Genomic DNA, 26602 nt, shown 5'->3' with positions numbered 1-26602 from the left:
GTCACCCCCCAGAAAACGCCCCCACTGCACCCCCACCGGAACCGATCCTGAGCCAGCCGCGCCCCCCCGTCGATCCCCCCACACCCCGACGGCAACAATCCCCTGAGTTTTTACCCAAAACCGCCAGTATTTACCAGGGTTCGACCCTCAGCCCGGATCAACTCTGCCGCCGCTTCAACATCGATCGCACCCAAATTATTCAATCGGCGCGGTTGTTGGGGGTGAAGCAGTCGGCGTATTTGGAGGATTTGACAGGGTGGACGTGGGACGCGATCGCGCGCGTTTTTCGGGAGTCGGGTTAGCCCTTGAGTTGGGGGAGAATTTGAGGCAGGATTGTGCCGGGAATGGTGTTGAGGGCGCGGTTTTGGCCGTCGATGCCGCCGAGTTCGTAGCAGGTGCGGATGGCTTGGACGATGCCGATGACGGTGGTTTGGTAGAGGTCGGTGCTGGGGGTGAGGAAGTCGAGGGTTTGGCTGTAGGCTTGGAGGGTGGCGTTGAGGTGGTGCAGTTTTTCCGAGGGGGTGAAGGGGATGCGGGATTCGGTGGCGAGTTGGTAATGGACAATGCCCAGGTTGTGGTAGCTGGTGGGAACGTCAAAGCTGACGAAACGGGGCGGGTTTTGGACGCTGAGGGTGTGGCCGAGGTGGCTGGCGGTTTGGTAGGATTGGGCGGCGTTGAGGAGGTCGCTTTTGGCGGTTTCAGGGTCACGATCGCGATCGCTGGCCAGATGCCAATAGGCGGCGGCGAGGTTGTTGTGGGTGGTGGCGCAGCCGAGGGGGTCAGCGTCGGGGGTGCGATGGGTCAGGCTGGCACAATAGGCCGCGATCGCCGCTTCTAAATACTCCGCCTGCGGTTCGTGCTGGGCCACCATCCAATAGGTTGTCCCCAGGTTGGTTTGAATCATCGCCCAGTTTGACCGATCCCCCAAGGCCTCATACTGGGCAACGGCGTGATGATAGGCGGCGATCGCCGCTTTCAAGTTGGGGAGGGGGTCTTGGTGTTGGGAGAGATGCCAATAGGCAGTGCCGAGGTTGTTTTGGGTGGCTCCGAATTTGGCGCGATCGCGTTCCGGATCACGATGGCCCAAGGAGGCCTCATAGGCCCAAATCGCCTGTTGAATATTCTCGCAACGATCGCAATATTGAGCGAGGTCACTATAGACCGCACCGATATTGTTATGCAGCATGGCGTAGGTGTCGGCGGTGTTGGGGCCAGCCCCGATGGTTTGTAGGGCGCGATGATATTGGTGGAGGGCTTTTTCAAGATCCACCCTGGCCGGGGCAACGCTTGCGACGGTGTCGGGGGATGGGGCGGAGTCTTGGAGGCGCGATCGCATCCAATAGAAATTTCCCAAATCATTAAACAGGTCTACCATCTGCGCCAAGGCCTGCGCCGGTAACTGATGCAACCATTGTTCCGCCGCGAGAATGGCCTGATCAAGCACCGCTCGGCTCGTCTCACCTTGGGCAATGCGCTCGCGATACTGTTGCACCAATGCCCCCAGATCGGGCCCGCCTTCCCACTGCCCCGCCAAAGTCACCAAGGGAAATACCCCCTCTTTGGACGGGGTGCTCGGTCGCGGCGGCAAATACCCCACGGGCCGAATCCCCTGCTCCGACGCAAAGGGAAACACCCCCGTATGACACCGCCAAAACTCCGGCACACTATGCTGAATCTGATGGAGCCAGGGGCCATTCACCCACACCACCAGGTTAAATTCCAATTCTGGTAAATGGCGACCGAGCGATCGCAACTGCCGCAAAAACTGCTGCTGGATCGGGGCGGGTTGGCGGGTCAGTTGGGCCACGTTCCGCAGTTCTAAAATCGGCGGGTTGGTGGCTTGGGTGAGGTAGGGATGGTCTTGGAGGACTGATGCGATCGTGGCGAAGAGTTTCGGGTCGGTCACATCCCACGGAATCGTGAACAACAAGACATCATCGGTTTCCAAATCTTGGGTTAACCGTTGGGACAGAACTTGCACTAAGGGTTCATCCTCACACACCCCGAACAAAAGCTGACGACGCAGCCCTGCCGCTAAGACCTGATGCAAGCGATCGTAGGTCTGAGGATTTTCGGTGACATCTGGCACGGCTGTCATGGTGGTTTTGCAAAAAGGGGAGCAAGGCGGAATACTGCCATTTTCGGATCGAGACGCGCTTAGTCAGGAGAGAATTCACGCCAAGCCGGGGTCAGAGGCAATCTAGCCGGGGCGTGAGGAGTGGCGGCAGGATTGCGCCGCTTCAAAAGCCTATCGCATCTGCCCGCTGGGGGCGTGGGGATCGCAAGCACGGAGCAACGAGGAAGCCTTGCTGCGCGATCGCACCTCACGCCAACCCATCCAAGGCACAATGGATTTAAAACGTCTTTTTTAAATGGGAGATCTTGGATGCGTATCCTCCTCGTCGAAGATGATCCGGAACAGCGGGAACCCTTGCAAGCCGCGTTAACGCGATCGGGGCATATTGTGGATGGAGTGGCCGATGGCGCGATCGCTCAAACCCTCCTCCATGACCAGCCCTATGATTTATTAATTCTCGATTGGCTCTTGCCCGGTGTGGATGGTGTCACCCTCTGCCGTCAAGTGCGCCACGCCCAGCAGAGCACGCCGATTGTGCTCCTGACCGCCAAAGATACGATCGCCGAAAAAGTGCAGGGCTTAGATGCAGGGGCGGATGATTATCTGGTCAAGCCCGTGGATGTGGCGGAACTGTTGGCGCGGGTGCGGGCCTTGCGACGGCGATCGCCCCACTGGTGCGGCGATGTGGTGGCGGTTGCTGAGTTAACCTTGCACCTCGATACCCTGCAATTGCACTATCACGCTGCACAGGTGCAACTGAAAAGCGGCGATTTTCAACTCATGGAATATTTAATGCGCCACCCTCGCCAAGTGCTCTCCCATGCCCAACTAGAGCACGCCCTCTGGACATGGGATGAAGCGCCCGAAAGTAATGCGATCGCCTCCCGAATGCGACGACTCCGCCAACGCCTCCAACCCCTAGGCGTAGAAGACTGGATCACCACGGTCTACGGCATGGGGTATTGTTTTCAGCCCCCCTCACCATCATGATCCTCCCCACCCTCGCCGCCCGCTGGCAGGCTCTCCCGGTGCGGGTGCGCGGCAACACCATCATCGCGATCCCGATTCTCTGTTTAATCACCAGTTTAAGCGCCGTAGCTTGGCTGAAAATGAGCCTCACCGAAGATGAAATGTGGGTGCAACATACCCAAGTGGTGCGCCTGGAATCCAAACGACTCCTCAACGCCCTGATCGATGCGGAAACGGGAATGCGCGGCTATGGTCTCACCCAACGGGAGGAATTTTTAGCACCCTATTACCAAGCCCAAGCGGTGATTCCGCGATCGCTCACTCGCCTCGAAAATTTGGTGCAAGATAACCCGGCCCAGGTGGCACAAATGCAGGTGATTCGTGAGCAAGTCGATGCAACCCTCGCACTCTTGGTGCAAAAAATCAGCCTGCAACGGGGCAGACAACAGGGTCAACCCCCCGATGTTAACGGCGTAACCCTCTACGATTGGCTCAACGCAGGCAAAGCCGCCATGGATGCCACCCGCCAAGCCATCGATCAATTTGCCGCCGTTGAAGAACAACTCCTCCAACAGCGCCAAGCCCACCAAGACCATTATCAGCGAGTTACCTGGTATGTGCTGTGGATTTCCGGCGGCTTCGGGTTAGTGGGGACGGCGTTGGCGATCCATCTCTTTTGGCACCTTGAGCGCGAACTGACGACCCAAGCCACCCAGTTACAAACCACGAACCGCCAACTAACCGCCGCCTGCACCCAGTTGGAACGTTTCACCGCCAATGCTTCCCATGAGTTACGCACTCCCCTCGCCGCGATTCTCAGTAATGCTCAGGTGGGTTTAATGGATTGGGAGGACTGGGAAGAGGGGGAGCCACCCCCAGCGGGCGTGCGCCAACGTCTGACGAAAATTGTCACCCTCACGAAACATATGAGTGAATTGGTGCGACAACTGCTCTGGCTCGCCCGGCAGGAGGGCAACGACACCCAGCCCCCCCCGTTTGGGGCGATCGACCTGGCCCCCTGGCTCCAACAGTGGGCCAATGAAGGACAGAGCCAAGCGACGGCGGCGGGTCTGACTTTCACGGCGGAGATGCCAGCAACGACGATCGCAGTCTGTGGAGATGGGGCATTGTTGGGGCAGGCGGTGATTAATGTGCTGACCAATGCCTGTCGCTATACGCCTGCACCGGGGGCGATCGCCTTCCGAGTCATTCCCGCAGCCGCCCACATGCTTCTCGAAGTGCAGGACACCGGGCCAGGAATTCCGGCGGCGGCGTTGCCCCATCTCTGCGAACCATTTTACCGGGTGAATCCGTCCGGGGCGGCGGCGGGGTTTGGGTTGGGCTTGGCGATCGCCCAGCAGATTGTGCGGGTGCATGGGGGAGAGTTGCGGATTACCAGTGAGGTGGGCGCGGGGACGACGGTGGCGATCGCCCTGCCGCGTCTTCCCTAAATTTTCGTGGTCATGTTGTGGTCATAATCTCCCCGTAAATTAAAAAACATCAACAAACGTTACATCCATCACACCAAAACACACCATGATTAACCTCAACGTTCCCACCCTGTCCCTCGCTGCGATCGCCACAGGTTTAACCCTCAGCGCCGCCAGTTTCGCCGCCGTAATCTTCAGCAGTGCTGAACCTGCCCAAGCCGATACCCGCAGTTTAACGGGGGTTGTGGAACGGGTTTGGGAAGATGGTTTCCGGTTGCGCGTGGGCGATCGCAGCATCAAAACCGATACCTGGGATGTCTGCGGTGATTTCACGGCTCGCCATGTGCAAGTGGGCGATCGCCTCACGGTCATCGGCGAATTTGAAGGCCGCGAATTCGACGTTTTCGGCATCACCAACGCCGACGGCGAACGAGTCTGCCGCTAGGGGCGCATCATTTTTCGGTCGTTTGTAAGAGTCACACGATTAACGAGGCTAACCCAGCCACTAAGGCCCGAGCCGCACCGCTCTGACCCCGTACCCCTTCCAGGTCGGTGCGCATTTGGGCGAGGCGGGTCGGGTCATTCAAGAGATCATCGAGATAGGTCGTGAGCGGTTCCGGGTCTGCCCGTTCTCCGACCAATTCCGGCACAATCTCCCGACCCGCCCAGAGATTCGGCCAAGCATAGAGGATCTTTTTACCCTGTTTTTCCCGCCGTTGATAGTACCAATACATCACGGAATTAAAGGCGGTGACGAAGGCTGTGCCGATGCCCGGTAGATTGGCGATCAATCCCGGTACGCCATCCCAGGCCCGCATCGCATCGATCTGTTGAGTGGGAATCATCACACACATGGGCACGCCGAGGGCAGCGAGTTCGGCGGTGTTTGCGCCGATGGTGGTGATGCAGATTTGACAGTGACGAAGCCGATCATGGGCGGGGTAGTCTGTCCAGAGGTCGATCCGGTTGCCCTGGGCGGTTTGCAGGTAGGGGGGCGCGTCGGGGGGGGTGATGAGGGTGGCGGTGGCGTTGTCGAAACGGGCGGCGATCGCATTAAATTCGGGGTCAGCGTAGCGGGCAAGGGTGGCGGGGTCGAGGGTGGGGGCGACGGGGATGGCGATGCGGCTCTGGGGGCGAAGTTGTTTGAGGCGGTTGGCGATCGCGATCGCCCCCGGCACGCCTTGCATTAATTTCATCGGTTTGGAACCGGGTAAAATCCCGATCCATTCTGTCTCGGTCGCCTCAGCGGGGGGACTCGTTCGCTCCACATCCCGCAGCAGATCCCCGACAATCTGCGCCTTGTGGCGATGCTGGGGCGGGAGTTTTTGGGCAACGGCTTCGGTCATGACGGCAAACCGATCCACCCAGCGCGGCCAGCGGGCTGCCCATTCGGCATAGATGACGATTTTGTACCCCAACCGTTTCCCAATCACGACGGGAAAAACTTGATCACCGCCGAGGAAAATCACAATCCCCTGGGGCCGCCAATCCCAATCCTCTACGGTTTTGCCCCATAACAGAAAGGGCCAAAAGTGATCGGCGGCTTGGACGCGATCGCACCCCTCAAACCCTCGCACCACCTCCGCTTCGGTTCCCATTGCATTGGTACAGGGGGAGAGGATCACCGAGATGCGCAACGGGGTGCGATCGCGCCCCCACTGTTGCCGCAGTTCCCGCACCACGGGCCGCACCCAATTGGCCACCTCGCCGGGCCCATTGGACAAAATTAAAATATCGATCGGTTCGCTCCGTTGGTTCGCCATTGCCCCAGTTCCCTCCAGCCTTCAAGAAAATAATACGGGGTTGCAGAGCGTATCGCGGGCGGCTTGGTGTAGAAAGGCATGGCGCAGCACGAGGGCGTGAATATCCGGAGCGTAGCCGCCACCGATGACACAGGCGACGGGATAGCCCGCCGCGTGGCAACTGCTCAACACCATGCGATCGCGCCGATAAATCCCCGCATCACTCAGCGCCAGTTTACCGAGGCGATCGCCCACATGGACATCCACCCCGGCATCGTAAAGCACGAGATCCGGCTGGGCAAGCTGCAAAACCTCCGGCAATTGGGCCGCGAGAATTTGCAAATATCCATCATCATCAAGGCCAACGGGGAGGGGAATGTCGCGATCGCTCTGCTGTTTCTGGCCTGGAAAATTCGCCTCACAATGCATCGAAAAGGTAAACACCCTCGGCTCATCCCGAAAAATCCACGCCGTCCCATCCCCCTGATGCACATCAAGATCAATAATCAACACCCGCCGCACTTGTTCTGTGAGGAGAAGCGATCGGGCTGCGATCGCTAAATCATTAAAAATGCAAAACCCCGACCCATAATCCGGAAACGCATGGTGCGTCCCCCCCGCCGTATTGCACGCGATGCCGTACTGTAACGCCAGTTGCGCCGTCAACACCGTGCCCCCCACCGCCGTACAGGTGCGTTTCACCAGTCCCGGACTCCAGGGCAGGCCAATCCGTCGCTGGGCTTTCGGGTCGAGGGTTCCAGTGCAATAGGCGGTGACATAGGCGGGGTCATGGACGAGGGCGAGGAGTTCCGGAGCGGCGCGATCGGGTGTAAACACCGCATCGGGGCGAGTCATCCCCACCCGTAAAAGATGGTCATGGAGCAGCTTAAATTTCGGCATCGGAAACCGATGCTGCTCTGGCAACGGTGTCACATAGTCGGGATGATACACAATGGGCAGGGCGGCAACCATCGGCAAGACAGCATGAAGAATCAGGCTTTACTGTAGCGCGATACCGTAGCGCGATCGCCCCTCTCGTTTGACTACGGTTGAGCCTGAGAGCGATTACCGTTCCCTGCCCCTCATGTTCATTGCATCGATGGGATTTTAATCCAGTCCATATCAACATCATTCCTGAAGAAGACCACACGTTAGCGTTGGTTGATTGAAGAATGCTGCATCTGTATTCGTCGCACCGTTGCCTTGATCTGTTTGCCTTTGCTATCGTATTGTCCAAGCTTATGATCATAAAAAATGATGCTTGAAAATAATCAACCCACTGATCACATTAGTACTGAAGTGGGTCGGGTACTGTTGATTGACCTGGAAAACTGTCCCCATCAAATTTATCAGTTACAAGAAAATCTAGAACAATTTTCGCAAGTCGTCATTTGCTATGCCCAAAGTGGGGCAAAAATCCCCCTTGATTGGTTAATCCCACTCAGCACAATGATCAATTGCAATAAATTGAAAATCCTCAAAATGGCAACCACTGGCAAAAATTCAGCAGATTTTGGGATTTGTTTCTTTGCCGGTGTTTTGATGCAACAATTGCCTAAAGACACGCATTTCGTCATCATTTCCAATGACACAGATCTCGATCACGCTGTGAATTTACTGCAAAGCCAAGGTCGTTCAGCAGAACGCATCGGCACACAAAAAGAAGAAGAAAGCCCAGCTAAATCCACACCAAATAAAAGTGAAGACATTGACTCCTCACGGGTCAAACTCTATTGTATACATCTCATTAAATACAGCAAAAACAGACCCACTAAGCAAGAAACCTTACTAAATAGCATCAAGACTAAATTTCAAGACTCGCCCGGAGAAGTTGCAGAAGTTTTTAACGTCTTAAAGATACAAGGTGCAGTGAAGATTTTAGAAGGCAAGGTGTTGTATAACGATAAAAAAATACAAGAGTTAGCAGGGGAATCGTAATCGTTCAAGGACTATCAATGCACTTGACCCCGGACAATATTCGCTAATGAAAAAGGCATGGAGACCATGCCCCTACGTGATCTGGTGGTTTTGACATCTCGTAGCGGTTTGGTCTCCAAACCCTCATTCTGAGTTGCTTTTTTCGCGTCATGTGATGACCGGCCTAATTAACGTCTTTAGCGTCGGAAGAGCGTGAGGATTTGTCGCCATGCTTGCTGGCCCAAGGTCATTTTTTTTGGGGACTCGATTTTGGCATAGACCCGCGCCCCTGGTTGTAAACCATCGGGCTGATCGGTGGCGATCGCAATCACGGGAGTCAGCGAACGATTCAACTGTTCATCACGCTCCACGACCGTCCCAATCTGCTCAATCGTGCCGGTGAATGTTTGCAGTTCCTGTTCTGGCAATGAAAACGTCACCACCGCCCCCTCTTTAATCAAAAGACGATCCTCCTGCTTGACCTGCATCCTAATCCTCAACTGCTGAGGATCAACAATATCTAGCACCTCATCCCCTTCGCGGACGACTCGACCCGCCAGTTTATGCAGATCCTGGGTGACCACCGTGCCAGACATCGGCGCGGCCAACACGGCCCGCTCTTGCTCGCGCTGCTCTCGCTTCAAGAGTTGTTGATGTAACTGCTGCTGCATCGGCATACGATTGGCTACGAGGTTTTGGGCGGCTTGATAGTCTTGCCGTGCCACTTGATAGCTATTGCGCAGTTGGACAACGCGGTCATAATGCTGCTTCCACTCGTCCTCCATCCGTTTAATGATCGCATCCCGTCGCGCTGCCACCTCATCCATCTCAGACTGAGCAAACAGTTTTTGGCGTTCGATCTCTCGGACTTGTTCTGGGGTGATCGCGTCATTTCGCTCCAGAAACTGATAGTTGGCGAGGGTTTCGTCCAAATTAGCAACCCGTGCTTGGAGATTTTGGATTTGGTTGTCATAGCTGGCAATTTCCGGCGGGGGCGATCCAGCCTCTAACTGGGCGATTTCGCGCTCTAACTCCTGAAACCGAAACTCGGCTTGCTTTAAATTCGCAGCGATTTCTTGAACCTGAGCTTGGGCGGTTAACACATTTTGTTGGGCGGCATTGACTTCGGTTTGCGCTTCTAAACTCCGCAGGGCAAAGGATTCCACATCCGCCTCTAGTACCTCACTTTCGAGCAACACCAACGGTTGCCCCGCCTCTACTGTGCCATCGGACTGAACAAAAACATCGGTGATCACGCCGGGAGATTGGGCGTAGACGGTGCGACGGGTTTGGGGTAATGGTTCTAACCAAGCATCTTCGGCGCGTACCGATGGTTGGGATGAAATTTGGCTGATCAGGCCGAGGGTGACGGCGATCGCCCCTAGAATAAACAATCCTTGATAGGGTGAAGCCGAGCTAGGGGCAGCGGGGGATTGGGGCGATCGCGGTGGCGGTTGCTGTCCGCCGGCTTGGCCCAGATTGGGGGTCGAGGCTGGACGCGGCGGCACAGCCTGAAATTGGGGTTTACCCTGGAATGTTTCGTCAGGATTTTGAGGGTGCGGTGTCATGGGAACGATGGGGAATCTCCGGGAAAAAGTAATAAATCAACCAAGCAATGATGAAGAACGCCACCACCACAGCGGCATGATCCAGCGTCCAAATCACCACAAAGCGCAACAGCGAGCCAAACACAAAGCAGATATACAGCAGCGACAACGGCGCATAGATCGCCAAAATCCATTGATCTCGTGCCGATTCCGTCTGTGGCTGCCGACTGAAGAGCGATCGATAAAATTTAAAGGAGCGATCCTTAAGGCTATTAATTCCCGTCATCGCCACCAGCAGGTGATAGCCATCAAACCGCGCCATCGGGTTCAAATTCACCACCAACGTAAACAACGATGCCGCCAACAACAGGTAACTCGTGGGTTTGAGCCAGCTATTCACCGCCGAAAAATGCCACAACCACAGCGCCACCGCCCCGATCACACATTGGCAAATGATCCCCGCTGCCACCACGAGCACCCGCTGCCGTTTTTTCTTCAATTGATAGGAATCCGTGGAATTGGTATAAGCCGCCGGAATTAGGCACATAAACAGCAGCCCCATGTCCTGCACCTCGCCGCCGTAATGCTTCAGGGTTAAGGCATGACCCAATTCATGAATCGTCACCACCACCATCGACAACAGCACAAAGGGCACAATCAACACCGGCCCACGGGTTTGCCAGAGCAGATTCCCGGTGGTGATCAGTTCTGCGGAATCGTGCAGCCCCCACACCAGCGAGAACCCCATAAACCCCAACAACGCCCAAAACACGGGCGCAGTCCAAATCCAGCGCAGCCATTGGGCAGGAGCGGTTAAGGCGCGATCGGGATTAATCAGCGATCGCTTGTAATACAGCAATTGCAGCGGTGTCCACTTTTTCGGCTTCGGCTGCGGCGGGTCTACCCCCGCCAACATTCCCGCCACCGTCAACAGCTTCATCAACTCCTGAAACTGCGCGGCCGGAAACTGGAGATCTCGGCAAATGTCTTGGGGGGAGGCAGTGCCAAGACGGGTGATCACGTCTTTAGACAGCATATCCACCTGGAGATATTGCATATTCTCCGGGTTACGGACGAGGCAATAGCCATCGGGATGATCAATCAAGGTAACACCGGGTTTCAGTAGCGATTGGGACGAAACCGAGGTATCGACTGGGGCGGCGATGTCTGCATCGGGGTCGGCAATGATGTTCAGTGATTGGAGCTTGTGGAAGAGTGTCGGGAGAAAGTCAGCGGGAAGGCGATCGCCAAACTGCCGTTGACATTGAGACTGCAACCGTCGCAAGGTCTGTTTCCCGGTGCAACGACTCAACGCAAAGGCTTCAAACTCATTAACAATGTGCGCTAACTGTCGGTCGTCTGTGAGCATCACAAACTGACCTGTTTTTTTACTTCGACCAATCTGCCAATATTGCCGCAGGTCGGGAGTCAACCAGTCCAGATTGATCCAGGTTGAAGATAACGAAAAATCCGGTTTTTCAGCAACCATAACAATGAATGTTTACACCCTCTTTCATTGACTTTTGCATTGTACGATACTTACTCTTCCAGAAAAGTTAAATTTTTTGCAGCCCTGAAAAAATAGTTGTAAAAGGCTGATTTAGCGGTGATTTCGAGTAATTTTGATCCAAAAATATCGATCATTCATGGTGCTCAAAATCAATATCCATGAACTGTTTTGAGCAAAAATAGCAGAGCGATCGCCCCCCATCATCCCCAAAATTCGCCTGTCAACCCGCTCAACACCACAAAATTCTCCCGCCTCGCTCAATTGATCCGGAAACTCCCATCCCCCTCGATCTCACCAGAAGTGCGATCGTCTCCACAACCCACCATTCATCCCCGCCACCCACTTCAATCAAACACTTGATTCAACGATAATCCTTGCTGACAAAGGCTTTTAGGGTTTTACCTCCTTTAGTGCTCCCACTGATAACACCGGATACCATAAGCCTCTCATCATCAAAAATCTGCTAACCACTTAAGTGTACTTGAATCATATTGAAATGCAAATTCAGTATTTTCACGTAGGCAAAAACACGATATTTATTACTCCTTCACATTAGCTGTTGTAATCTTCATCAAAGCTTTACAAGAAATATTAATCACACTGCATAAAAATACAACAATTCCCTAGATAGTATTAGTAAGAGCGTTATTTCAGATGAACCACGCCCTTATTCAGGTCACTACCCCTTTGTCTTAAGAGCTATGTCTAGAAAGCCACAGGCCCCCAAGAATTTCCAAGCCCTTCTCCTGGAACCCATTCTCACACCCAGTGCGCTCATTGAGGGCCTCGGTGATGACACGCCCGATGTTGATGATTTTGATATTGATGTTGACGTTGATGATCTTGAGATGGGTGAGTCAGCAGGGGCTGCGATCGCCTTTGATCTTGATGATGTCGAGATTTTACCCTTTGCTTCACGCCCTGAATTCGACTACACCGGCGGGGTGTTTACCGTCGGGGCAGAGGGTGAAGTCGGGATCGACTTTCTCTTTGACGGTGGGTTCTACAGTCGCGGCGAAGTCGGGATCTTTAGCCTAGAGGGCCTCGACCCCGACAGCCTCAGTCCTGAAGAATTTGCCCAAACCGCCGCCCAACGCGCCCTCAGCGGCACAGAAGGTCATGTGGTGATCTCCGATGCCACCGATGGCGCTCGCTTCAGTGGCCAAGGTTGGCGCGAAGCAGACTTCAACGCCGGTGATTACCAAGGCGTGCAAACCTTCAAAATGGAAGCCGGGACTCGTTTTGGCATTATGCTAGTGCCGAACCAGTCGATCCAATCCGTGGCCGACGGCACAGCCTGGAATACCCCGCTCTTTTCCATGGCGACCGCCAACCCAGACGATGACCTCCACTTCGGTCAAATCGCCGATGTTACTGGTGACGGCAATACCTTTGTCATGGAAGATGTCACCCTCGACCATTCCGACCGAGATTACAACGATTTTGTCTTCCAAATTCGCGGCGCAACTGCCACCAATGATATTCCCGAATTAGAAGAGGTCGTTGCGGAAGGGCGCGATTGGCGTGCAGGCGATATGGGCCAAGCGTTGGTTGAATATGCCAAAGCCTACACCGATGGCATAGAATACACCGCCGCCGATTTTGAAGCCGCACGAGAATTCCAACCTTTAGTGGGCATCATTGACACCGGATTCGCCGCCGATAACCCCGATATTGACTACAGCAACATCATCACCGGGCGCGATCTCGTCGATGGCGATGACAATCCCTTCCTCACCGAAGGTGAAGGCAACGAACACGGAACCCACGTCCTCGGCATCATCGCCGCCCAACAAGATAACGGCATCGGCATTGATGGCATTAACCCCGATGCGCCGATCTGGTTGGGTCGTGCGGTGGGTTCGGGTCAATGGGCCAATTCCTTGGTGGAATTTGTCGATGCGGCAGTGGATTCAGGTCAGCCCAATGCGGTGGTGAATTTGAGCTTAGATCTGACTCAAATTGATGCGGATGGGAATGTGACGACGCGCTATGAGTTCACGCCGACGGAACGGGCGGCGATCGAGTATGCACGGCAGAATAACGTGTTACTCGTTGTGGCAGCGGGGAATGATGGCGGTGTGATGTCGGCTTTGGGTCAGGCTTCCCAAGAGTTTGACAACATCATTACTGTGGGCGCAGCAGAACAGTTTGACCCGAATACCTCAGCTTGGCAAGGAGCAGACCGAACAGATTATTCCAGTTATGGCCATGGTTTGGATTTGATGGCCTATGGCGGAACGACTGAAAATCCCCAATTGTCATTAACGGGAGAAGGAACCAGTGCTATGGCCGGAACTTCGGTCGCAACGGCGAAGGTGACGGGGGCGGTGTCCCAGGTTTGGGCCGCGAATCCGGAGTTAAGTTACCGTCAGGTTGTTGATCTGTTGAAGCAGACGGCAACGGATTTGGGCGAGACTGGTTTCGATTTAGAAACGGGGGCGGGCCTGCTCAATATCATGGCAGCGGTTCAGTTGGCGAAGGCCACAAAACCAGATAAAAACTTTACGCCCCAAACAGAAAGTTCAGAAATATTAATACCAGAACTCTGGAAGAGTGACGGTGTATTGATCTCAAGTGAACGGGCAGCATCTACCCTCTTCATGGGCAAATATTATAACTGGGAGCGTTACACAATCCGGTCGGGCGATACCCTCGGCGCAATTGCCCTCCGAACAATGGGCAGTAGCACGGCTCCTTACTACAACTTCATAGCTCAGAAGAACGGGATTCCAAACCCCAATCTAATCTACACTAGCCAGACAATCTGGATTCCCAAACAAGTTGCTGCACCAACTCCAACTCCTGTACCAACTCCAACTCCTGTACCAACTCCAACTCCTGCACCAACTCCAACTCCTGCACCAACTCCTATAGCAACTCCAAATCCAATTCCTGCTCCTGCTCCTGCCCCTGCCCCTGCTCCTGCCCCTGCCCCAATCCCTACTCCTACTCCAAACAATCATGAGCAGTATGAGAATTTGGTTTGGGCAATTTATAAATCTCATCAATGGGGAAACGATTACAAACTTGATGCTACCTTTACTAAAAATGGATTCTACGCCGTTGGTTTGGTACCTAAAAATCCTTCGTCAGGACTTAGCCCAGTTTTAGTGATCCGAGGCACTAATACTCCTCATGATTTAGCAACAGACTTAAATCCTTGGTCTGTCGGCATGGATCAGTTTTTGCCTAACAAATCAGATCTTGAATCATGGCTAAAAAGTAAGGCTAATGCTGGTTTACCAGCCGCCATTACTGGACACAGCCTTGGAGGTGCTCAATCTCAGTTGGTTGCAGCAACTTTTCCTAATCTTGTAGGAGAGATTGTCACTTTTAACTCTCCAGGGATATCTCGATTTATCGCAAATCGATATACCAAATCTATAGAACATGCTACTCATTACATTGTTAGCGGTGACTTGGTGAGCATGGCAGGAGAAGCCTACTTAAACGGAAATGTTGTTTACATCAAATATGATGAAAAACGATTACTTGATCAAGTGCATCCTCTAGGGGAACACATGATAGGTGACCAGTATCGGCTAACAGGTTCATTGAGTTCTAATGATTTGCATGGAGAACGAACTAAGCTGCCTCTTACAGTAGGTGCATTGAGTAGTAGTGGATTTCATTATCGGGATAAAGACTACTACAGTTTTCTCGTTACTCTTGCCTCTTTGGTTAGCTCATCCGCAAATGTTCCCGCAGGCATCGGCCTAGCTTCTTCACTTCTATTTCGATCTTCCACAGAATCGCTCCGTAAATCGCTAGGAACGCTAGGAAATTCACCATTACCAACAATTCATCGCATACTGAATGGCGTAAAAAATCTCAGTCCCTCAGATCTTTTGGCTATTCAAAAAATTGGTACGTGGCTATCTACTCAAGCCATTGATACTGTCAAATCGTTTTTAGATGGACTCGCCAAGCGTGGACTAAGTGTTTTAGGCTTTGTTGCCAAATGGGGTACATCTTGCCTGGATGCTATTAAAAATGCTGGCTGGGATGCCATCAGCTTCATTGGTCGCTGGGGAGCTAAAGGTCTAGATGCCTTGGCTCGCTTCGGTCGCGATGCCATCAGCTTCATTGGTCGCTGGGGAGCTAAAGGTCTAGATGCCTTGGCTCGCTTCGGTCGCGATATTATTGGCATTGTTAATAGTTTAGGTCAAAAGGCACTTGATGCTATAGTCCGTTTTGGACAGCGAGCTTTTGATCTAATCCGTTCATTAGGTCGTAATGCTTTAAGATTGCTTGGCGTGTAAGTCAGGGAACTTGATTCAGAAACACAAGCCTGCATAAACCATGGCAAGCTTGTGTTTCCCCCAATCGTAACAATCCAGTCTGTAAATACAATAGGAGAAGAGATTAATGACTAAATTTCCTAGCCACAATTCATACATTCAGGAAGGAGTTCTTAAGATAGACTTTCCACAGGATTTTGGGGTTACTCCTACCAGCATGGAGCAGTGCTTGGCAATTCTTTTTGCAAGCATCAGTGAGCAGCAACTTGAAGAATCAGAGAATATTGAAAATAAGCCGATTTTATCTGTTGAGTATCAAGGGCGATCTAGCACCAGTATTTTGGAAAGTGATGAACAAGAAGAGCTTGATATCTTTCAAGTCATATTCAGAAAAATAACGAAAGCAGATCGGTTTGACCCTAGTGCTTATTAGACACGCTGGAGACCACACTAAAGCTTGAAGTTACCTCTCTTTTGTCAGATTGGGTTCAAACGCTGATTCTTTCGTGGGCTGTAATCACGAAAATTCGTTGAAATCTCCCACAGTAACAAAAGAGAGTTACAGCCTTTATCTAAAATAATAAGTACGATAACTTTATGCCATGCCCTACCAAGTGGTGGGAAGACTATACTTAATCATCTATCTAAGCAACAATGTACTCAAAAAACAAACTTTAAATATAGCCAGCTAACAAAAATCATGTATAGTTCCATCGAAGAAATACAAGATGTTTTTTTGAAAGGAGATCCTTTGATAAACTTGGTTTTATATAAATTAGGTGTATCATCTAGAATGATTTTCTGGATAATGATATCAACATCTGTATTAATATTTTTTGGATATGCAAATTTCAATGGAACATTAAAAACAATATACAATCCTGTAACAAACGAAGTGATTGCTACAGGAACTCTAGATCAGCCGGGCCAATTAATAATATCTTTCTTTGTTCAGCCTGTATTAGTATCATATTACTTTGCATTTAATAAAATTATGTGGGATGGACTTGAAGGGTTATATAAAAGTGGTATTTTTGGTGATAAATACCTAGAACAATATCAAATTCATTTACTATCAATATCACAATCCATAAACAGTAAGCTTGTAACTCTAGTTGGTTTAACAATAACATCTATCATAACGATAATAATAATCGGCCTTATTCTTAACTTTGCAGATGGCCCATACTGGCTACATCAAGTCAGGTGGTTATTTTTTTTTACAGAGCTACCTAAAACCATTTTAACAGCTTATGCTATTGCACTAACTGTTATACGAATTTCAATTTTTCAAATGTGTATTGGCAAAATATATGAGACAGTACCAACTAAACTCGACCCCTTTCATGAAGATAATGCTGGTGGCTATGCCTCAATTGGTAAGGTAGTGTCAACATACTTTTTTTGGCTGATTCCTGCATTTGGATTTTACTCTGCTGCTGGTATAACACAAGTTTTTAATTCACCAAGTCAAGAAATACCAGGTTATTTAATGATACAGTTCGCCATTTTGCCAATATTATCTATATTCTTTTTCTTTTTTCCGTTATTAAGTACACACACAGAAATGAAAAAAGCTGTAGCCAGGAATTTATCTAAATTTACCAATAGATACAAATATTTAGAGCGCATTATTTCATCACAAAAAAGCACTGCATCACAGGAACAAATACAAGAATTAAGTGACTTGATCGATGTAATTAATAAAATACGATCAATATCTCCCGACTGGCCTTTTGATACTCAAATATTTAACAAATTTCTTGCGGGATTTGGCACATCACTTGTTCCTATTATCATTGCTTTAATTGACAGCTACACATAACCACAATAGTACTATTATATTTCTTGTCGATTTTACAGCCAATTACTCCTTTTGCTCTCAATGTGATTGTCCCTTCCCCGCTCTAGAGAATGTGAGGGGCGATCGCTCTTTTTGATGTACGATCACTCTTCTGGGTTTGTAGGGAATGTTGGGGGCGATCATTTTTGTGGGGTGCGATCGCTCTTCCCTACTTAGAGGCAATATCGGGGTGCGATCGCTCTTTTTGATGTGCGATCGCTCTTCTGGGTTGTATGGAATATGGGGGGCGATCGTTTTTGCGAGGTGCGATCGCTCTTCTGGGTGGTAGGGAATGTGAGGGGCGATCGCTCTTTTTGATGTGCGATCGCTCTTTCCTGCTCTAGGATTGGGGGGCGATCGCTGTTTTTTCGAGGTGCGATCGCTCTTCCCGGCTCTAGAGACTGTGGGGGCGATCGCTTTTGTGAGGTGCGATCGCTCTTCTGGTTTGGAGGGAGTGTTGGGGGCGATCGTTTTTTGTGAGGTGCGATTGGGTTGTAGGGAATATGGGGGGCGATCGTTTTTTGTGAGGTGCGATCGCCTCTTCCCGGCTCTAGGATTGGGGGGCGATCGCTCTTCCCAACTCTCCCAAAGCACCACAGCCCCAAATTCCGGCAGTGGTGCATTTTTCATCCGGGCGGAGACACAAGCCTTGCCTCAAACTGTAAAATGAAAAACTAAAATCCAACATCTGGTTCAATGTCCGACATTTTCATTAGCATTCGCAACCAAGATGGTTACGCAATGCCCTCTACGCAGGGAACTCTTTTCATCGCAATTTTGCAACAAGATGGAACCCTGATCAGCCAGAAACCCGTTAACTGGCGTTGGGCAGATGCTCAATTTCCGGATTTGCCACCGGGAGACTATACCGCGATCGCATTTCATCAATCCGTTAATCCGCCCGAAGCTCGACAGAATGTTACCTTGGCAATAGATACACTTCTTGAAGTTCAGTTCATCTACCTTGAACCAGAACAACAACTTCTCAAGATCACCGTTGCGAGTATTCCCCTTGACCTATGAACCCCAGTATCCACACCCTTGATGATTCCGAGTCAATCCGTGCTTACCATAATCGCGTCCGGATTTTTAGCCACCATCTCAGCCGAGAAACTGATCCTAAAAAACGGGCAATTACTGCACTCTATCTTGCCGAAGCTGCGACAACCCTCGCCCGCTTAGAATCAGAGCAACGTTGAACCTGCCCGGCAAGGCTAACGCCATTACGCCAACCCTCCACACCGCAGCCTCAAATTCCCCTAGTGCAAACCGAGGGCGCAACGCTTGCGCCCCTACGATTTATTTTTGGGGCGATCGCTCTTCCCTGCTCTAAGGAATATGGGGGGCGATCGCTCCCCCCTTGGCAAATGCGATCGCTAGAGTCCGACTATAATGAGAAACGCCTGTACAACCCTAAGCCCATGCTCCTCACCATTACCCTTGACCCCATTACCGAAGCCCAACTTCTCGCCAAAGCTGAAGACCAAGGGCAGGATATCAATACCCTCGCCACGCAACTCCTCACGGCCTTACTCGCTTGGGAAACCCAAGAAACCGAGGCGGCGATCGCTGGAATCCAACAAGGACTCAATGACTTTGAGAGCGGCAACTTTCGCAATTTTGATGATTTTGTCGGAGAGCAACAGGAAAAACATGGACTTTCTGATCAGTGATGAATTACCAGATTCAAATTTCTAGCGTTGCTGAGTCAGAAGCAGACAAAGCCTATTTGTGGATCGCGCAGCATCTAGGAACAGAACCAGCCAAGGTCTGGTACAGTCAATTGCTCAAAACGATTCAATCCCTTGCCATCATGCCGAACCGCTGCACTTTAGCACCGGAAAACGCAAAATTTAGCCAAGAAATTCGGCAACTTGTTTATGGCAAAGGGAGAAATTCATACCGAATTTTATTCACAGTCCTCAATGAGCAAAATCCCCCTGTGATTAGAATTTTACACATTCGCCACGCGGCTCGCCCACCTTTACTCGATATAAATTAAGGAAAAATTTTCCCTATTGCCCAGTTGAGATCACCTTTGCAGATTTGAGAGAATGTTAGAAGCGATCGCTCTTCTGGGTTGTAAGGAATGTGGGTGCGATCGCTCTTCTGGGTTGTAAGGAATGTGGGGGGCGATCGCGTCGAATGTATCATTTTTGTGAAATTTTGCAGCAACACTTCATCATCCGGGCGATCGCTTTTGATCTATGCTGCGAACGATACCCCCTGCAAACTGTTGATGTCTAAAACTGTTGATCGTGTCGTTTGGGTGAATGCCCACCCCCATACCCTGGCCACTCGCCTCGCGCTGCAAAACGATTGGACGGTGGTCACGGGGTCTCGCCTGGCGGCACGGGCGATCGCGGCTCGATCCCCTCAAACCCTCCGCCAACTGGCTGTTGCTCATCTGGGTCGCCCTTGGCCTAACTGCCGCGTTGCATCGGGGTTAGAGGCGTTGCGATGTTTGCGGGCTGTTTTGGGGGAGACCCTCCGGCCGAAGGATCGGTTTGGGACGGCGAAGGTGTGGCTTCCGGCGGTACGGGATTTGTTGCAGAGTGGGCCGCAGTTGCCCCTGTTACGCACGGATGAGGTGCGATCGCTGCGTATCCGTCAATTGCTAGCGGTGGCCCATGCGTTTCAGCAGACCCTCCATGATCAGCAACTGATAGACGAAAGCGAACTGTATTGGAGAACCCTCGACCTCCCTCCTACCCCTAAACCGCTGCTGATTTATGGCTACTTTCAACCCCGCCGCGATGAATTGGCGTGGTTAGATGCGATCGCTGGCCCCGGCAGTGCCTTAATTTTGCCCCAACCCGATCACCCCTGCTTTGCCGATGTGCGGCAGTCGGTGGACTGGTTGCAGCACCAGGGCTGGACAGTGCAGTGCGATTCTGCTGCCCCCCAAACCTGCGGCGACCAGTTAAGTCTGCAATTTTTAACCGCTGCCGCTTCCCCGCCCGCCGCCGTCCAGGCTCACCACTACGACCACCGCGAAGCCGAGATTCGCGGCGTTCTCACCCAGGTGAAAACCCTCCTCAACCAGCAAGTCCCCGCCCGCAGTATTGTCCTGATCGCCCGCGATGAAACCGCCTACGGCCCCCAACTGCTGGATGTGGCGTGGGAATATCAGATTCCGGTGCGGGCCCTGTATCAGATTCCGCTTCTGAGTACGCGCCTCGGAACCTGGTTAAAAATGCTGATCGAGGTGTTGGTGGCGGGGTTTCCCTTTGAGCAGACGGCGCAACTGTTGAGCCATCCCCTGTGCAGTAATCCGGATCGGGAGTTTTGGGCGATCGTCCGGCAGGAGCATCCCCAGGGGTTCGCGGCTTGGCAGGCGATCGCAACGGCACACCTTGACCTCGATTTGCAACCCTTGGGGCGGGTCAACCAAGCCCGGCGACGGGATACCTGGGTGGACTGGTGGAAAGACTGCCTCCACAGGTTTAATCTCTATCAACGGGCTAACCGCTGGCCTCGTGACATCCTCGCCGTCAACGCCCTACGCCAACACCTCGCCGCCCTCGCCAACAATGCCGAGGCAGAAATCCTCACCTGGGCAGACTTTCGCCAAGAATTGCTCGACCTCCTCGAATCCCTCACTGTCCCCGCCCAACCCGGTCGCGGCGGCGTTGAACTCCATGGGCCGCAGGCGGTGTTGGGGGCCCGATATCGCTATGGGTTTGTGTTGGGGATGGCGGAGGGTCTGTTTCCGGCTCCGATTCAGCCCGATCCGGTGGTGGACTTTTTCGATCGCCGCACCCTTGAGGATTACGGTGTGCAGTTACCCAGTGCGGCCGCCCTGGCCCGTCAGGAGGCGCTGTATTTTTATGGCATGGTGCAAACGGTGACGGAACGGGTGAGTTTTTCCTACGCGATCCGGCAGGACAAGGACGAACAGTTACCCAGTCCCTACCTCCAACAGTTGAACCTCAAAACCACGGAGCCTCCACCCAAGGCGATCGCCAGCCCCGAAGAGGAACGCCGTCACCGTCTCCAATCCGCCGCCGTAGATACAAATGATCCGGTTTTAGGGTTGGCCCGCCATGCTTGGGCGGTGGAATTACGGCGTGAAAGTGAGGCGGCGGCGGATGAATACGATGGTGCGATCGCCCTGCCCTTTGACCGTCCTGATTGGCACTTTAGCGTGACCCAGTTGACCCAGTTGGGGCAATGTCCCTTTAAATGGTTTGCCCATAAACTGCTCAACCTCAGCCCCCCCCAGGAACCGGAAGACGACCTCAGTGCATCCCTATGCGGCCGTCTCCATCACAAAACCCTCGAACTCCTGATCACCCACCATCAAACCCACCCAGACCAAGACCTCACCGATCCCGCCCTCATCGATCGCACCTATACCGAAGCCGAACAAGCCTTAACCCTGCCCGCCCTCCCCGCCTGGGAACATCAGCGCCCGGAACAACTGGCCACCCTCGCCCTCGTCCTCAAAAATTCCAGTTTTCTACCCGCCAAGGCTGAACCCATCGCCCTTGAACAGCGGTTCACCGGGGAATGGCACGGTTTGCAAGTATCGGGCCAAGTCGATCGCATCGATCGCACCCCCAACGGCCTCGTTTTAATTGACTACAAAACCGGAACCAAGCCGCCCAAAGGCATTAAAAATCAGCAGGGTCAGGCCGCTATTGATCTTCAAATTCCCCTCTATCGTGAGGTAATCGCGACTCTATACCCCGGCGAAACGGTCATTGATGCCTATTATTATTCCCTGAAAGATTGCAACCCGATTGGGTCAGAGAAATCAAGGCTCAAGCAATTAACACCCAAGATGCAAGCAGAATTACAGGCCGCCATTGAACGCTGTAAGACCCATTTAACCACGGGAAATTATCCCGTTCAGCCCGATGTGAAGGGGGAAGCCTGCAACTATTGCGACTATCAATCACTCTGTCGTCAAGGCGATCGCCTCCGTCGCAAAGCCCAAGGAGAACACCATGCAACTCACTGAACAACAGGCCCAAGCGGCCCAGCATCCCGGTAGCGTCGCGGTGACGGCGGGAGCGGGGACGGGCAAAACTCACATGCTCGCTGAACGGTATCTTTATTTTCTTGCCCAGGGCTATTCACCGCTGAATATTGTGGCCGTGACCTTTACGGACAAGGCCGCCCAGGAATTGCGATCGCGCATTCGTCGCACCATCAAAGACCGCATGGGCGATCGCCCCGACACCCTCGCCGAACTAGAAGCCGCCCCGATTAGCACCCTCCACGCCCTCGCCCAACACATTTGCCGCGACCATCCCGAAGCCGCCCAAGTCCCCCCCAATTTCACCGTCCAAGACGAAATCCTCGGCCCGGTGTGGCGGGCTAGGGCGTTGATCGAGGCGATCGCTCAATTGCCCAGCCCCCTCCCGCTGCCGTTTTCCCGACTGTGTAACCTGTTTGAGGCATTGCTCAAAAATCCCAGCACCGCCATGACCGCCCTAGAATGCGATCACGCCGCCTGGTTACCGATCCTTGCACCTCTGCGCCAAGACCAGTTAACGGCATTAATAACATCGGATGAATGGATAGCGGCGAAAGACCTATTAACTACCTATGCGGCTACATCCCCCAGTGATAAATTAGATGGGTATCGGTTGACGGTTTTAGACGCAATTCACACACTTGAACAAGGCGAACAGATTGAAGCAGCATTTAAGGCAATTCAGAAAATCGATCTTAGGGGAATAAATGATAAAAAGTGGGGTGATCAATCCATATTTAAAATAGTAAAAACTACAGTTACGCAATTTCGAGATCTGATTAAATCGGAAATCAACAAAGGAATCATCACCCTTGAACCCAACGCCATTGATGACCAAACCGATGCACTACTTCCCGCCCTGCGTGAGGCTTTCTACACCGTTTATGAAACGATTTGCCGGGGGAAAGCAGACCAGCGCGTTCTTGATTTTAATGATTTAGAAATTCATGCCCTCCAAGCCTTAGAAAATTCTGAAGTCCAAGCCCATTACGCCCAGCGATGGACGGTGTTTTTAATTGATGAATTTCAAGACACTAGCCTCATCCAAGGGCAATTTTTAGAACGATTAACCACGGGGGCAATCGTGACGATTGTGGGGGATGTGAAACAGTCGATCTATGGGTTTCGGGGGGCAGCGGTGCAGGTGTTTCAAACGTGGCAGCAGCGCATCCATGGGCGCGATCGCCCGGTGGAATTGAGCGTCAGTTTTCGCACCCATACCGCCCTGTTAACGCAGATTAACCAAGTTTTCGCGCCCCTCCTTGATGCGTTACATCAACCCCTCACCGCCCATCGTTGCGCCCCCCTCAACCCCGCGCCCCGCATCGAACTCTACACCGTCCAACCCACCGAAGCCCAAACGAAAGATCCCGCGCTGGATACGAGTGTTGAGGCTTGCCGCCGGGTGGAAGCGGAGAAAATCGCGGCTTTGATTGCAGAGATGCTCGATCAATCCTGCATCCATGACCCGGAAAGCGGCGAGGTGCGGCGGATTCGGCCGGGAGATGTGGCGGTGTTGGCGCGATCGTGGAAGTCGTTGGATCTGCCCGCAGCGGCGATCGCATCCCGTGGGATTCCGGTGGTGCAAGGGGGAGACGGCAAACTCCTCGAAACCCCAGAGGCGCGGGATGGTTGGGCGATGTTGCAGACCTTGGCGGATGGGACGGATAATCTCGCTTTGGCGACGGTGCTGCGGAGTCCCTTTTTTGCGGTGAGCGATCGCACCCTTTACCACTTCGCCCAATCTCTCCCCGAAAAAACCACCTGGTGGCAACATCTCGCCCACAGCACCGATCCCCAACTCCGCACCGCCTTCCACTGTCTCAAACAGTTGCGGGGCTGGCGACGCACCGAAACCCCGACGCGCCTCCTGCAATGGTGCGATCGCCTCACAGGTTACACCGCCGTGATCGCAAACTTGCCCAACGCGGCCCGACGGCTGGCGGATTGGCGCGGGTTTGGGGAATTGGTGCGATCGCTCGAATCCGGCCATGGGGATGCGATCGCCGTGGTGCGCCATCTCAAAGCGATCGCCGCCATCGATGATCTCAAAGTTCCCCGCCCCGCCCTCGCTGCTGACAATGCCGTCACCCTCACCACGATCCACAGCGCGAAGGGGCTAGAGTGGCCCGTGGTGTTCGTCGTTGACCTCTCCCGCGAATCTCCCAATCAATCCCCCCGGTTCTACATTGACGCAGATTTGGGCCTCGGTCTTAAGCTCGACGATGAAACCGGAACCGCCCAAGCGTCGGCCCTCTATACTGTTTTGGCACATCGCCACAACCAACGCGCACAGGCCGAAGCCAAACGCCTCCTCTATGTTGCCCTCACCCGTGCCCGCGATCGCCTCATCCTCACCGCCGCCGAACCGAAAGGGCCCGCCCTCGATCTGTTAAAACCCGGTTTAGAAACTTGCGTTGATGCGATCGCGATTCCCTTCGATCCGGCTCCCCTTGGCGACCCTGTTTCCATGGATGCGGTTGAGCCGGCCCCCGATTCCCTGCCCACCATTGCCACCGCCGGATTTTCCGACCTACCGATCACCGCCCTCACGGATTACGCTCTCTGTCCGTTGCGGTTCAAATTCAACTATGTGGATGGGCATCCGGGCTATTACAAGGATGGATCGGAGATGGAGGATCTGGAGATGGATGATCTGGAGATGATGGGGAGCGATCGCCCCTCCGGCCGAACCATTGGTAAAATCACCCACAAAGCCCTAGAACAGAACATCACCACCCTCGCAGACTTGCAGCATCGCTACCCAAACCGGCCAGCATCCGACCTCCAAGACGCGCTTAACTATGCCCAGCGATTCCGCACCGCGCCGGAATTTGCAGCCTATCGTCAGGGCGATCGCGAAGTGCCGGTACAACTCGAACGCGAGGGAATTTTGTTCAATGGGTCTGTGGATCTGGTCGGCGCGGATTTTGTCCTGGACTTCAAAACCGATCGCACCCGCCAACCGCACCACCACCGCTTTCAACTCTGGGCCTACAGCCGCGCCACCCCAAAGCCCCACGCCCACATCGCCTATCTCCGCCATGACCACCTCCACAGCTTCACCCCCCAGGATTTAGAGAATGTGGATCACGAGGCGCAAGCCATGATTCAGCAATTGGCCCAGGGTAATTTCACCGCCACCCCAGAGCGCGATCGCTGCTCCCATTGTCCCTATTCCACGGGTTGCGATGCTCAAGCTAGCCCATAAAAACGTGATTTACCATAGTTGTAGTGTTAGTGCCATGGCACAGCTAAAATTAGGCTTTGACGTTGCAGATAGCCAGGGAAAGCCGTCGTTCCCCATAAATGATGTGTGAGGAGATAGGACGAGACCGTGCCAGAGACAATCCAGAAGGGTCGTAAGTTGAGCCGGCGAATCCCTCTTTGGGCAAACTCCAAACCCGCAACCGTTTCGAGGACTGCATCCACAACAACCCCGGCGATTCTGTCGCCCCCATCTACCGCCAACGCTGCCGCGATCGGATGGCCCAATCGTAAGGTTTAATCTGGTGTTTCAGAGTGCCCCAATGTTTGGCAGTGTGGCAGCATTTTGGGTGAGTTGATGATCAAAAATTAGGCAAACTGTCGTGTATTGGGTTGTGGCAAGGTTCGCCCTTCGTCTTGATAGCTTTCAATGAGAAGTTCTAACACGTCTTGGGCATTTTTGAGGGCTTCTTCGTAGGTTTCGCCGTGGGTGAAGTAGCATTGAATCTCAGTGGCAAATTCGGGCAGTTCGACAAGGTAGCAATTGTCTTCATCTGACCAAAGGATATTAACGCGATATTTAAGCTGATTCATGACTATTCTTGCTCTTTGAGTTTTTGTAATGCAGTATTGACGAGTTTTTCAAGATAGGGCTTTGCGTCCTGGCTATCTTTGCCCGCGAGGGTGATTGGCAGTTCTGGCAGTTGGGAATGTATCCAACGTTCATGACTACCCCGAATCCGTTTTTGTTCAAAGCCTGCCTGACGCAACATCTTTTTTAATTCCCTAATTTTCTTCGGCATCTCACCTCCCTTGTAGATGTTGTCTCAGGTCGCCTGGAATATTTTGCGCGGTTTCGAGTCCTACCACGTTTGCCCATTGAGTGCTTGAATTCCATTTAACTTCGCTTAAATTGGCGTTACTAAGGTCGGCATTCCTAAGGTCGGCATTCCTAAGGTCGGCATAACTTAGGTTGGTGTTCCAGTAGGCTTCTCTAACATCACCTAATGCAGAGACGAAAATTTGGCGTGGAGAACTGAGGTCGGCGTTACTGAGGTTGGCGTTACTGAGGTTGGCGTTACTGAGGTCGGTGTTACTGAGGTTGGCGTTACTGAGGTTGGCGTTACTGAGG

Annotated in this window: 22 protein-coding genes and 1 pseudogene; 14 read left to right on the top strand and 9 right to left on the bottom strand. The window is 52.7% G+C overall.

The annotated features are described in order from the left end of the window. A pseudogene (locus PN477_RS08060) lies at positions 1 to 302 on the top strand (hypothetical protein); the annotation flags it as partial. Here PN477_RS08060 and PN477_RS08055 read toward each other — a convergent pair. Next, on the bottom strand, positions 299 to 2098 hold the full coding sequence (locus PN477_RS08055) for a tetratricopeptide repeat protein (RefSeq protein WP_272119778.1): 1800 nt from the start codon (positions 2096 to 2098) through the stop codon (positions 299 to 301). The pseudogene PN477_RS08060 and the gene PN477_RS08055 sit on opposite strands and share 4 nt — an antisense overlap. Before the next feature lie 288 nt (positions 2099 to 2386). Here PN477_RS08055 and rppA point away from each other — a divergent pair, with 288 nt between their 5' ends. The 3 genes from rppA (at position 2387) to PN477_RS08040 (ending at position 4921) form a co-directional block, all read left to right on the top strand. Beyond that, a complete protein-coding gene (gene rppA / locus PN477_RS08050) occupies positions 2387 to 3067 on the top strand; it encodes a two-component system response regulator RppA (protein ID WP_272119779.1) in 681 nt (226 codons plus the stop codon). Next, on the top strand, positions 3064 to 4497 hold the full coding sequence (locus PN477_RS08045) for a sensor histidine kinase (protein ID WP_272119780.1): 1434 nt from the start codon (positions 3064 to 3066) through the stop codon (positions 4495 to 4497). The genes rppA and PN477_RS08045 overlap by 4 nt, the downstream gene beginning before the upstream one ends. An 85-nt stretch (positions 4498 to 4582) precedes the next feature. Beyond that, positions 4583 to 4921: a hypothetical protein gene (locus PN477_RS08040; protein ID WP_272119781.1), complete on the top strand. Its 339-nt coding sequence runs from the start codon at positions 4583 to 4585 to the stop codon at positions 4919 to 4921. A gap of 31 nt (positions 4922 to 4952) precedes the next feature. Here the strand turns inward: PN477_RS08040 and PN477_RS08035 are convergent, their stop codons facing one another. After that, positions 4953 to 6239, bottom strand: a complete 1287-nt coding sequence (locus PN477_RS08035; RefSeq protein WP_272119782.1) for a glycosyltransferase family protein — start codon at positions 6237 to 6239, stop codon at positions 4953 to 4955. A gap of 21 nt (positions 6240 to 6260) precedes the next feature. Beyond that, positions 6261 to 7190, bottom strand: coding sequence for a histone deacetylase family protein (locus PN477_RS08030; protein WP_272119783.1), 930 nt, complete (start codon positions 7188 to 7190; stop codon positions 6261 to 6263). Positions 7191 to 7472: 282 nt separating this feature from the next. On the opposite strand from PN477_RS08030, the gene PN477_RS08025 reads away from it, so the two are divergent. Then, a complete protein-coding gene (locus PN477_RS08025) occupies positions 7473 to 8156 on the top strand; it encodes a PIN domain-containing protein (RefSeq protein ID WP_272119784.1) in 684 nt (227 codons plus the stop codon). Between the two features lie 176 nt (positions 8157 to 8332). Here PN477_RS08025 and PN477_RS08020 read toward each other — a convergent pair whose 3' ends face one another. After that, on the bottom strand, positions 8333 to 9703 hold the full coding sequence (locus PN477_RS08020) for an HlyD family secretion protein (protein WP_272119785.1): 1371 nt from the start codon (positions 9701 to 9703) through the stop codon (positions 8333 to 8335). Further along, entirely contained in the window at positions 9678 to 11171 is a 1494-nt protein-coding gene (locus tag PN477_RS08015; protein WP_272119786.1) for a site-2 protease family protein, read from the bottom strand. Before PN477_RS08015 ends, PN477_RS08020 begins: the two co-directional genes overlap by 26 nt. Positions 11172 to 11893: 722 nt before the next feature. Here PN477_RS08015 and PN477_RS08010 point away from each other — a divergent pair. The 3 genes from PN477_RS08010 (at position 11894) to PN477_RS08000 (ending at position 17261) form a co-directional block, all read left to right on the top strand. Then, positions 11894 to 15457: a S8 family serine peptidase gene (locus tag PN477_RS08010; protein ID WP_272147139.1), complete on the top strand. Its 3564-nt coding sequence runs from the start codon at positions 11894 to 11896 to the stop codon at positions 15455 to 15457. 106 nt (positions 15458 to 15563) lie between these two features. Continuing rightward, on the top strand, positions 15564 to 15869 hold the full coding sequence (locus tag PN477_RS08005) for a hypothetical protein (RefSeq protein ID WP_272121465.1): 306 nt from the start codon (positions 15564 to 15566) through the stop codon (positions 15867 to 15869). 267 nt (positions 15870 to 16136) lie between these two features. Next, positions 16137 to 17261, top strand: a complete 1125-nt coding sequence (locus tag PN477_RS08000; protein WP_272121467.1) for a hypothetical protein — start codon at positions 16137 to 16139, stop codon at positions 17259 to 17261. Between the two features lie 57 nt (positions 17262 to 17318). On the opposite strand, the gene PN477_RS07995 is transcribed toward PN477_RS08000, so the two are convergent. Continuing rightward, positions 17319 to 17909, bottom strand: a complete 591-nt coding sequence (locus PN477_RS07995) for a hypothetical protein (RefSeq protein WP_272121469.1) — start codon at positions 17907 to 17909, stop codon at positions 17319 to 17321. A gap of 66 nt (positions 17910 to 17975) precedes the next feature. Between PN477_RS07995 and PN477_RS07990 the strand changes: the two genes are divergently transcribed. From PN477_RS07990 to PN477_RS07965, 6 genes are all read left to right on the top strand, one after another. Continuing rightward, positions 17976 to 18302 carry a hypothetical protein gene (locus PN477_RS07990; RefSeq protein ID WP_272121471.1) on the top strand — a complete coding sequence of 109 codons (327 nt, stop codon included), beginning with the start codon at positions 17976 to 17978 and terminating at the stop codon, positions 18300 to 18302. Continuing rightward, positions 18299 to 18478, top strand: a complete 180-nt coding sequence (locus tag PN477_RS07985; protein ID WP_272121473.1) for a hypothetical protein — start codon at positions 18299 to 18301, stop codon at positions 18476 to 18478. Before PN477_RS07990 ends, PN477_RS07985 begins: the two co-directional genes overlap by 4 nt. A 63-nt stretch (positions 18479 to 18541) precedes the next feature. After that, complete coding sequence (locus PN477_RS07980; RefSeq protein WP_272121475.1) at positions 18542 to 18952, top strand: hypothetical protein; 411 nt, start codon at positions 18542 to 18544, stop codon at positions 18950 to 18952. Beyond that, entirely contained in the window at positions 18952 to 19281 is a 330-nt protein-coding gene (locus PN477_RS07975; RefSeq protein ID WP_272121477.1) for a type II toxin-antitoxin system RelE/ParE family toxin, read from the top strand. Before PN477_RS07980 ends, PN477_RS07975 begins: the two co-directional genes overlap by 1 nt. A 237-nt stretch (positions 19282 to 19518) precedes the next feature. Then, on the top strand, positions 19519 to 22245 hold the full coding sequence (locus PN477_RS07970) for a PD-(D/E)XK nuclease family protein (RefSeq protein ID WP_272121479.1): 2727 nt from the start codon (positions 19519 to 19521) through the stop codon (positions 22243 to 22245). Then, positions 22232 to 25474 (top strand): UvrD-helicase domain-containing protein, encoded by a 3243-nt coding sequence (locus tag PN477_RS07965; RefSeq protein WP_272121481.1) that lies wholly within the window; start codon positions 22232 to 22234, stop codon positions 25472 to 25474. The genes PN477_RS07970 and PN477_RS07965 overlap by 14 nt, the downstream gene beginning before the upstream one ends. Before the next feature lie 365 nt (positions 25475 to 25839). Here PN477_RS07965 and PN477_RS07960 read toward each other — a convergent pair whose 3' ends face one another. The 3 genes from PN477_RS07960 to PN477_RS07950 all read right to left on the bottom strand — a co-directional run. After that, a complete protein-coding gene (locus tag PN477_RS07960; protein ID WP_272121483.1) occupies positions 25840 to 26064 on the bottom strand; it encodes a type II toxin-antitoxin system HicB family antitoxin in 225 nt (74 codons plus the stop codon). A gap of 2 nt (positions 26065 to 26066) precedes the next feature. Beyond that, positions 26067 to 26273: a type II toxin-antitoxin system HicA family toxin gene (locus PN477_RS07955; RefSeq protein WP_272121485.1), complete on the bottom strand. Its 207-nt coding sequence runs from the start codon at positions 26271 to 26273 to the stop codon at positions 26067 to 26069. A 1-nt stretch (position 26274) separates the two neighbouring features. After that, positions 26275 to 26602: pentapeptide repeat-containing protein (locus PN477_RS07950; protein WP_272147137.1), on the bottom strand; the 328-nt coding region annotated here is incomplete at its 5' end.

The sequence above is a fragment of the Spirulina subsalsa CS-330 genome (assembly GCF_028330765.1).
Taxonomy (GTDB): Bacteria; Cyanobacteriota; Cyanobacteriia; order Cyanobacteriales; family Spirulinaceae; genus Spirulina; species Spirulina subsalsa_A.
This window is presented reverse-complemented; position numbering and strand designations above follow the sequence as displayed.

What these genes read in the sequence shown, in the direction of transcription:
- PN477_RS08055 (WP_272119778.1), bottom strand. Translation starts at nt 2,098, where the DNA reads ATGACAGCCGTGCCAGATGTCACCGAAAATCCTCAGACCTACGATCGC.
- rppA (WP_272119779.1), top strand. Translation starts at nt 2,387, where the DNA reads ATGCGTATCCTCCTCGTCGAAGATGATCCGGAACAGCGGGAACCCTTG.
- PN477_RS08045 (WP_272119780.1), top strand. Translation starts at nt 3,064, where the DNA reads ATGATCCTCCCCACCCTCGCCGCCCGCTGGCAGGCTCTCCCGGTGCGG.
- PN477_RS08040 (WP_272119781.1), top strand. Translation starts at nt 4,583, where the DNA reads ATGATTAACCTCAACGTTCCCACCCTGTCCCTCGCTGCGATCGCCACA.
- PN477_RS08035 (WP_272119782.1), bottom strand. Translation starts at nt 6,239, where the DNA reads ATGGCGAACCAACGGAGCGAACCGATCGATATTTTAATTTTGTCCAAT.
- PN477_RS08030 (WP_272119783.1), bottom strand. Translation starts at nt 7,190, where the DNA reads ATGGTTGCCGCCCTGCCCATTGTGTATCATCCCGACTATGTGACACCG.
- PN477_RS08025 (WP_272119784.1), top strand. Translation starts at nt 7,473, where the DNA reads ATGATGCTTGAAAATAATCAACCCACTGATCACATTAGTACTGAAGTG.
- PN477_RS08020 (WP_272119785.1), bottom strand. Translation starts at nt 9,703, where the DNA reads ATGACACCGCACCCTCAAAATCCTGACGAAACATTCCAGGGTAAACCC.
- PN477_RS08015 (WP_272119786.1), bottom strand. Translation starts at nt 11,171, where the DNA reads ATGGTTGCTGAAAAACCGGATTTTTCGTTATCTTCAACCTGGATCAAT.
- PN477_RS08010 (WP_272147139.1), top strand. Translation starts at nt 11,894, where the DNA reads ATGTCTAGAAAGCCACAGGCCCCCAAGAATTTCCAAGCCCTTCTCCTG.
- PN477_RS08005 (WP_272121465.1), top strand. Translation starts at nt 15,564, where the DNA reads ATGACTAAATTTCCTAGCCACAATTCATACATTCAGGAAGGAGTTCTT.
- PN477_RS08000 (WP_272121467.1), top strand. Translation starts at nt 16,137, where the DNA reads ATGTATAGTTCCATCGAAGAAATACAAGATGTTTTTTTGAAAGGAGAT.
- PN477_RS07995 (WP_272121469.1), bottom strand. Translation starts at nt 17,909, where the DNA reads ATGAAAAATGCACCACTGCCGGAATTTGGGGCTGTGGTGCTTTGGGAG.
- PN477_RS07990 (WP_272121471.1), top strand. Translation starts at nt 17,976, where the DNA reads ATGTCCGACATTTTCATTAGCATTCGCAACCAAGATGGTTACGCAATG.
- PN477_RS07985 (WP_272121473.1), top strand. Translation starts at nt 18,299, where the DNA reads ATGAACCCCAGTATCCACACCCTTGATGATTCCGAGTCAATCCGTGCT.
- PN477_RS07975 (WP_272121477.1), top strand. Translation starts at nt 18,952, where the DNA reads ATGAATTACCAGATTCAAATTTCTAGCGTTGCTGAGTCAGAAGCAGAC.
- PN477_RS07970 (WP_272121479.1), top strand. Translation starts at nt 19,519, where the DNA reads ATGTCTAAAACTGTTGATCGTGTCGTTTGGGTGAATGCCCACCCCCAT.
- PN477_RS07965 (WP_272121481.1), top strand. Translation starts at nt 22,232, where the DNA reads ATGCAACTCACTGAACAACAGGCCCAAGCGGCCCAGCATCCCGGTAGC.
- PN477_RS07960 (WP_272121483.1), bottom strand. Translation starts at nt 26,064, where the DNA reads ATGAATCAGCTTAAATATCGCGTTAATATCCTTTGGTCAGATGAAGAC.
- PN477_RS07955 (WP_272121485.1), bottom strand. Translation starts at nt 26,273, where the DNA reads ATGCCGAAGAAAATTAGGGAATTAAAAAAGATGTTGCGTCAGGCAGGC.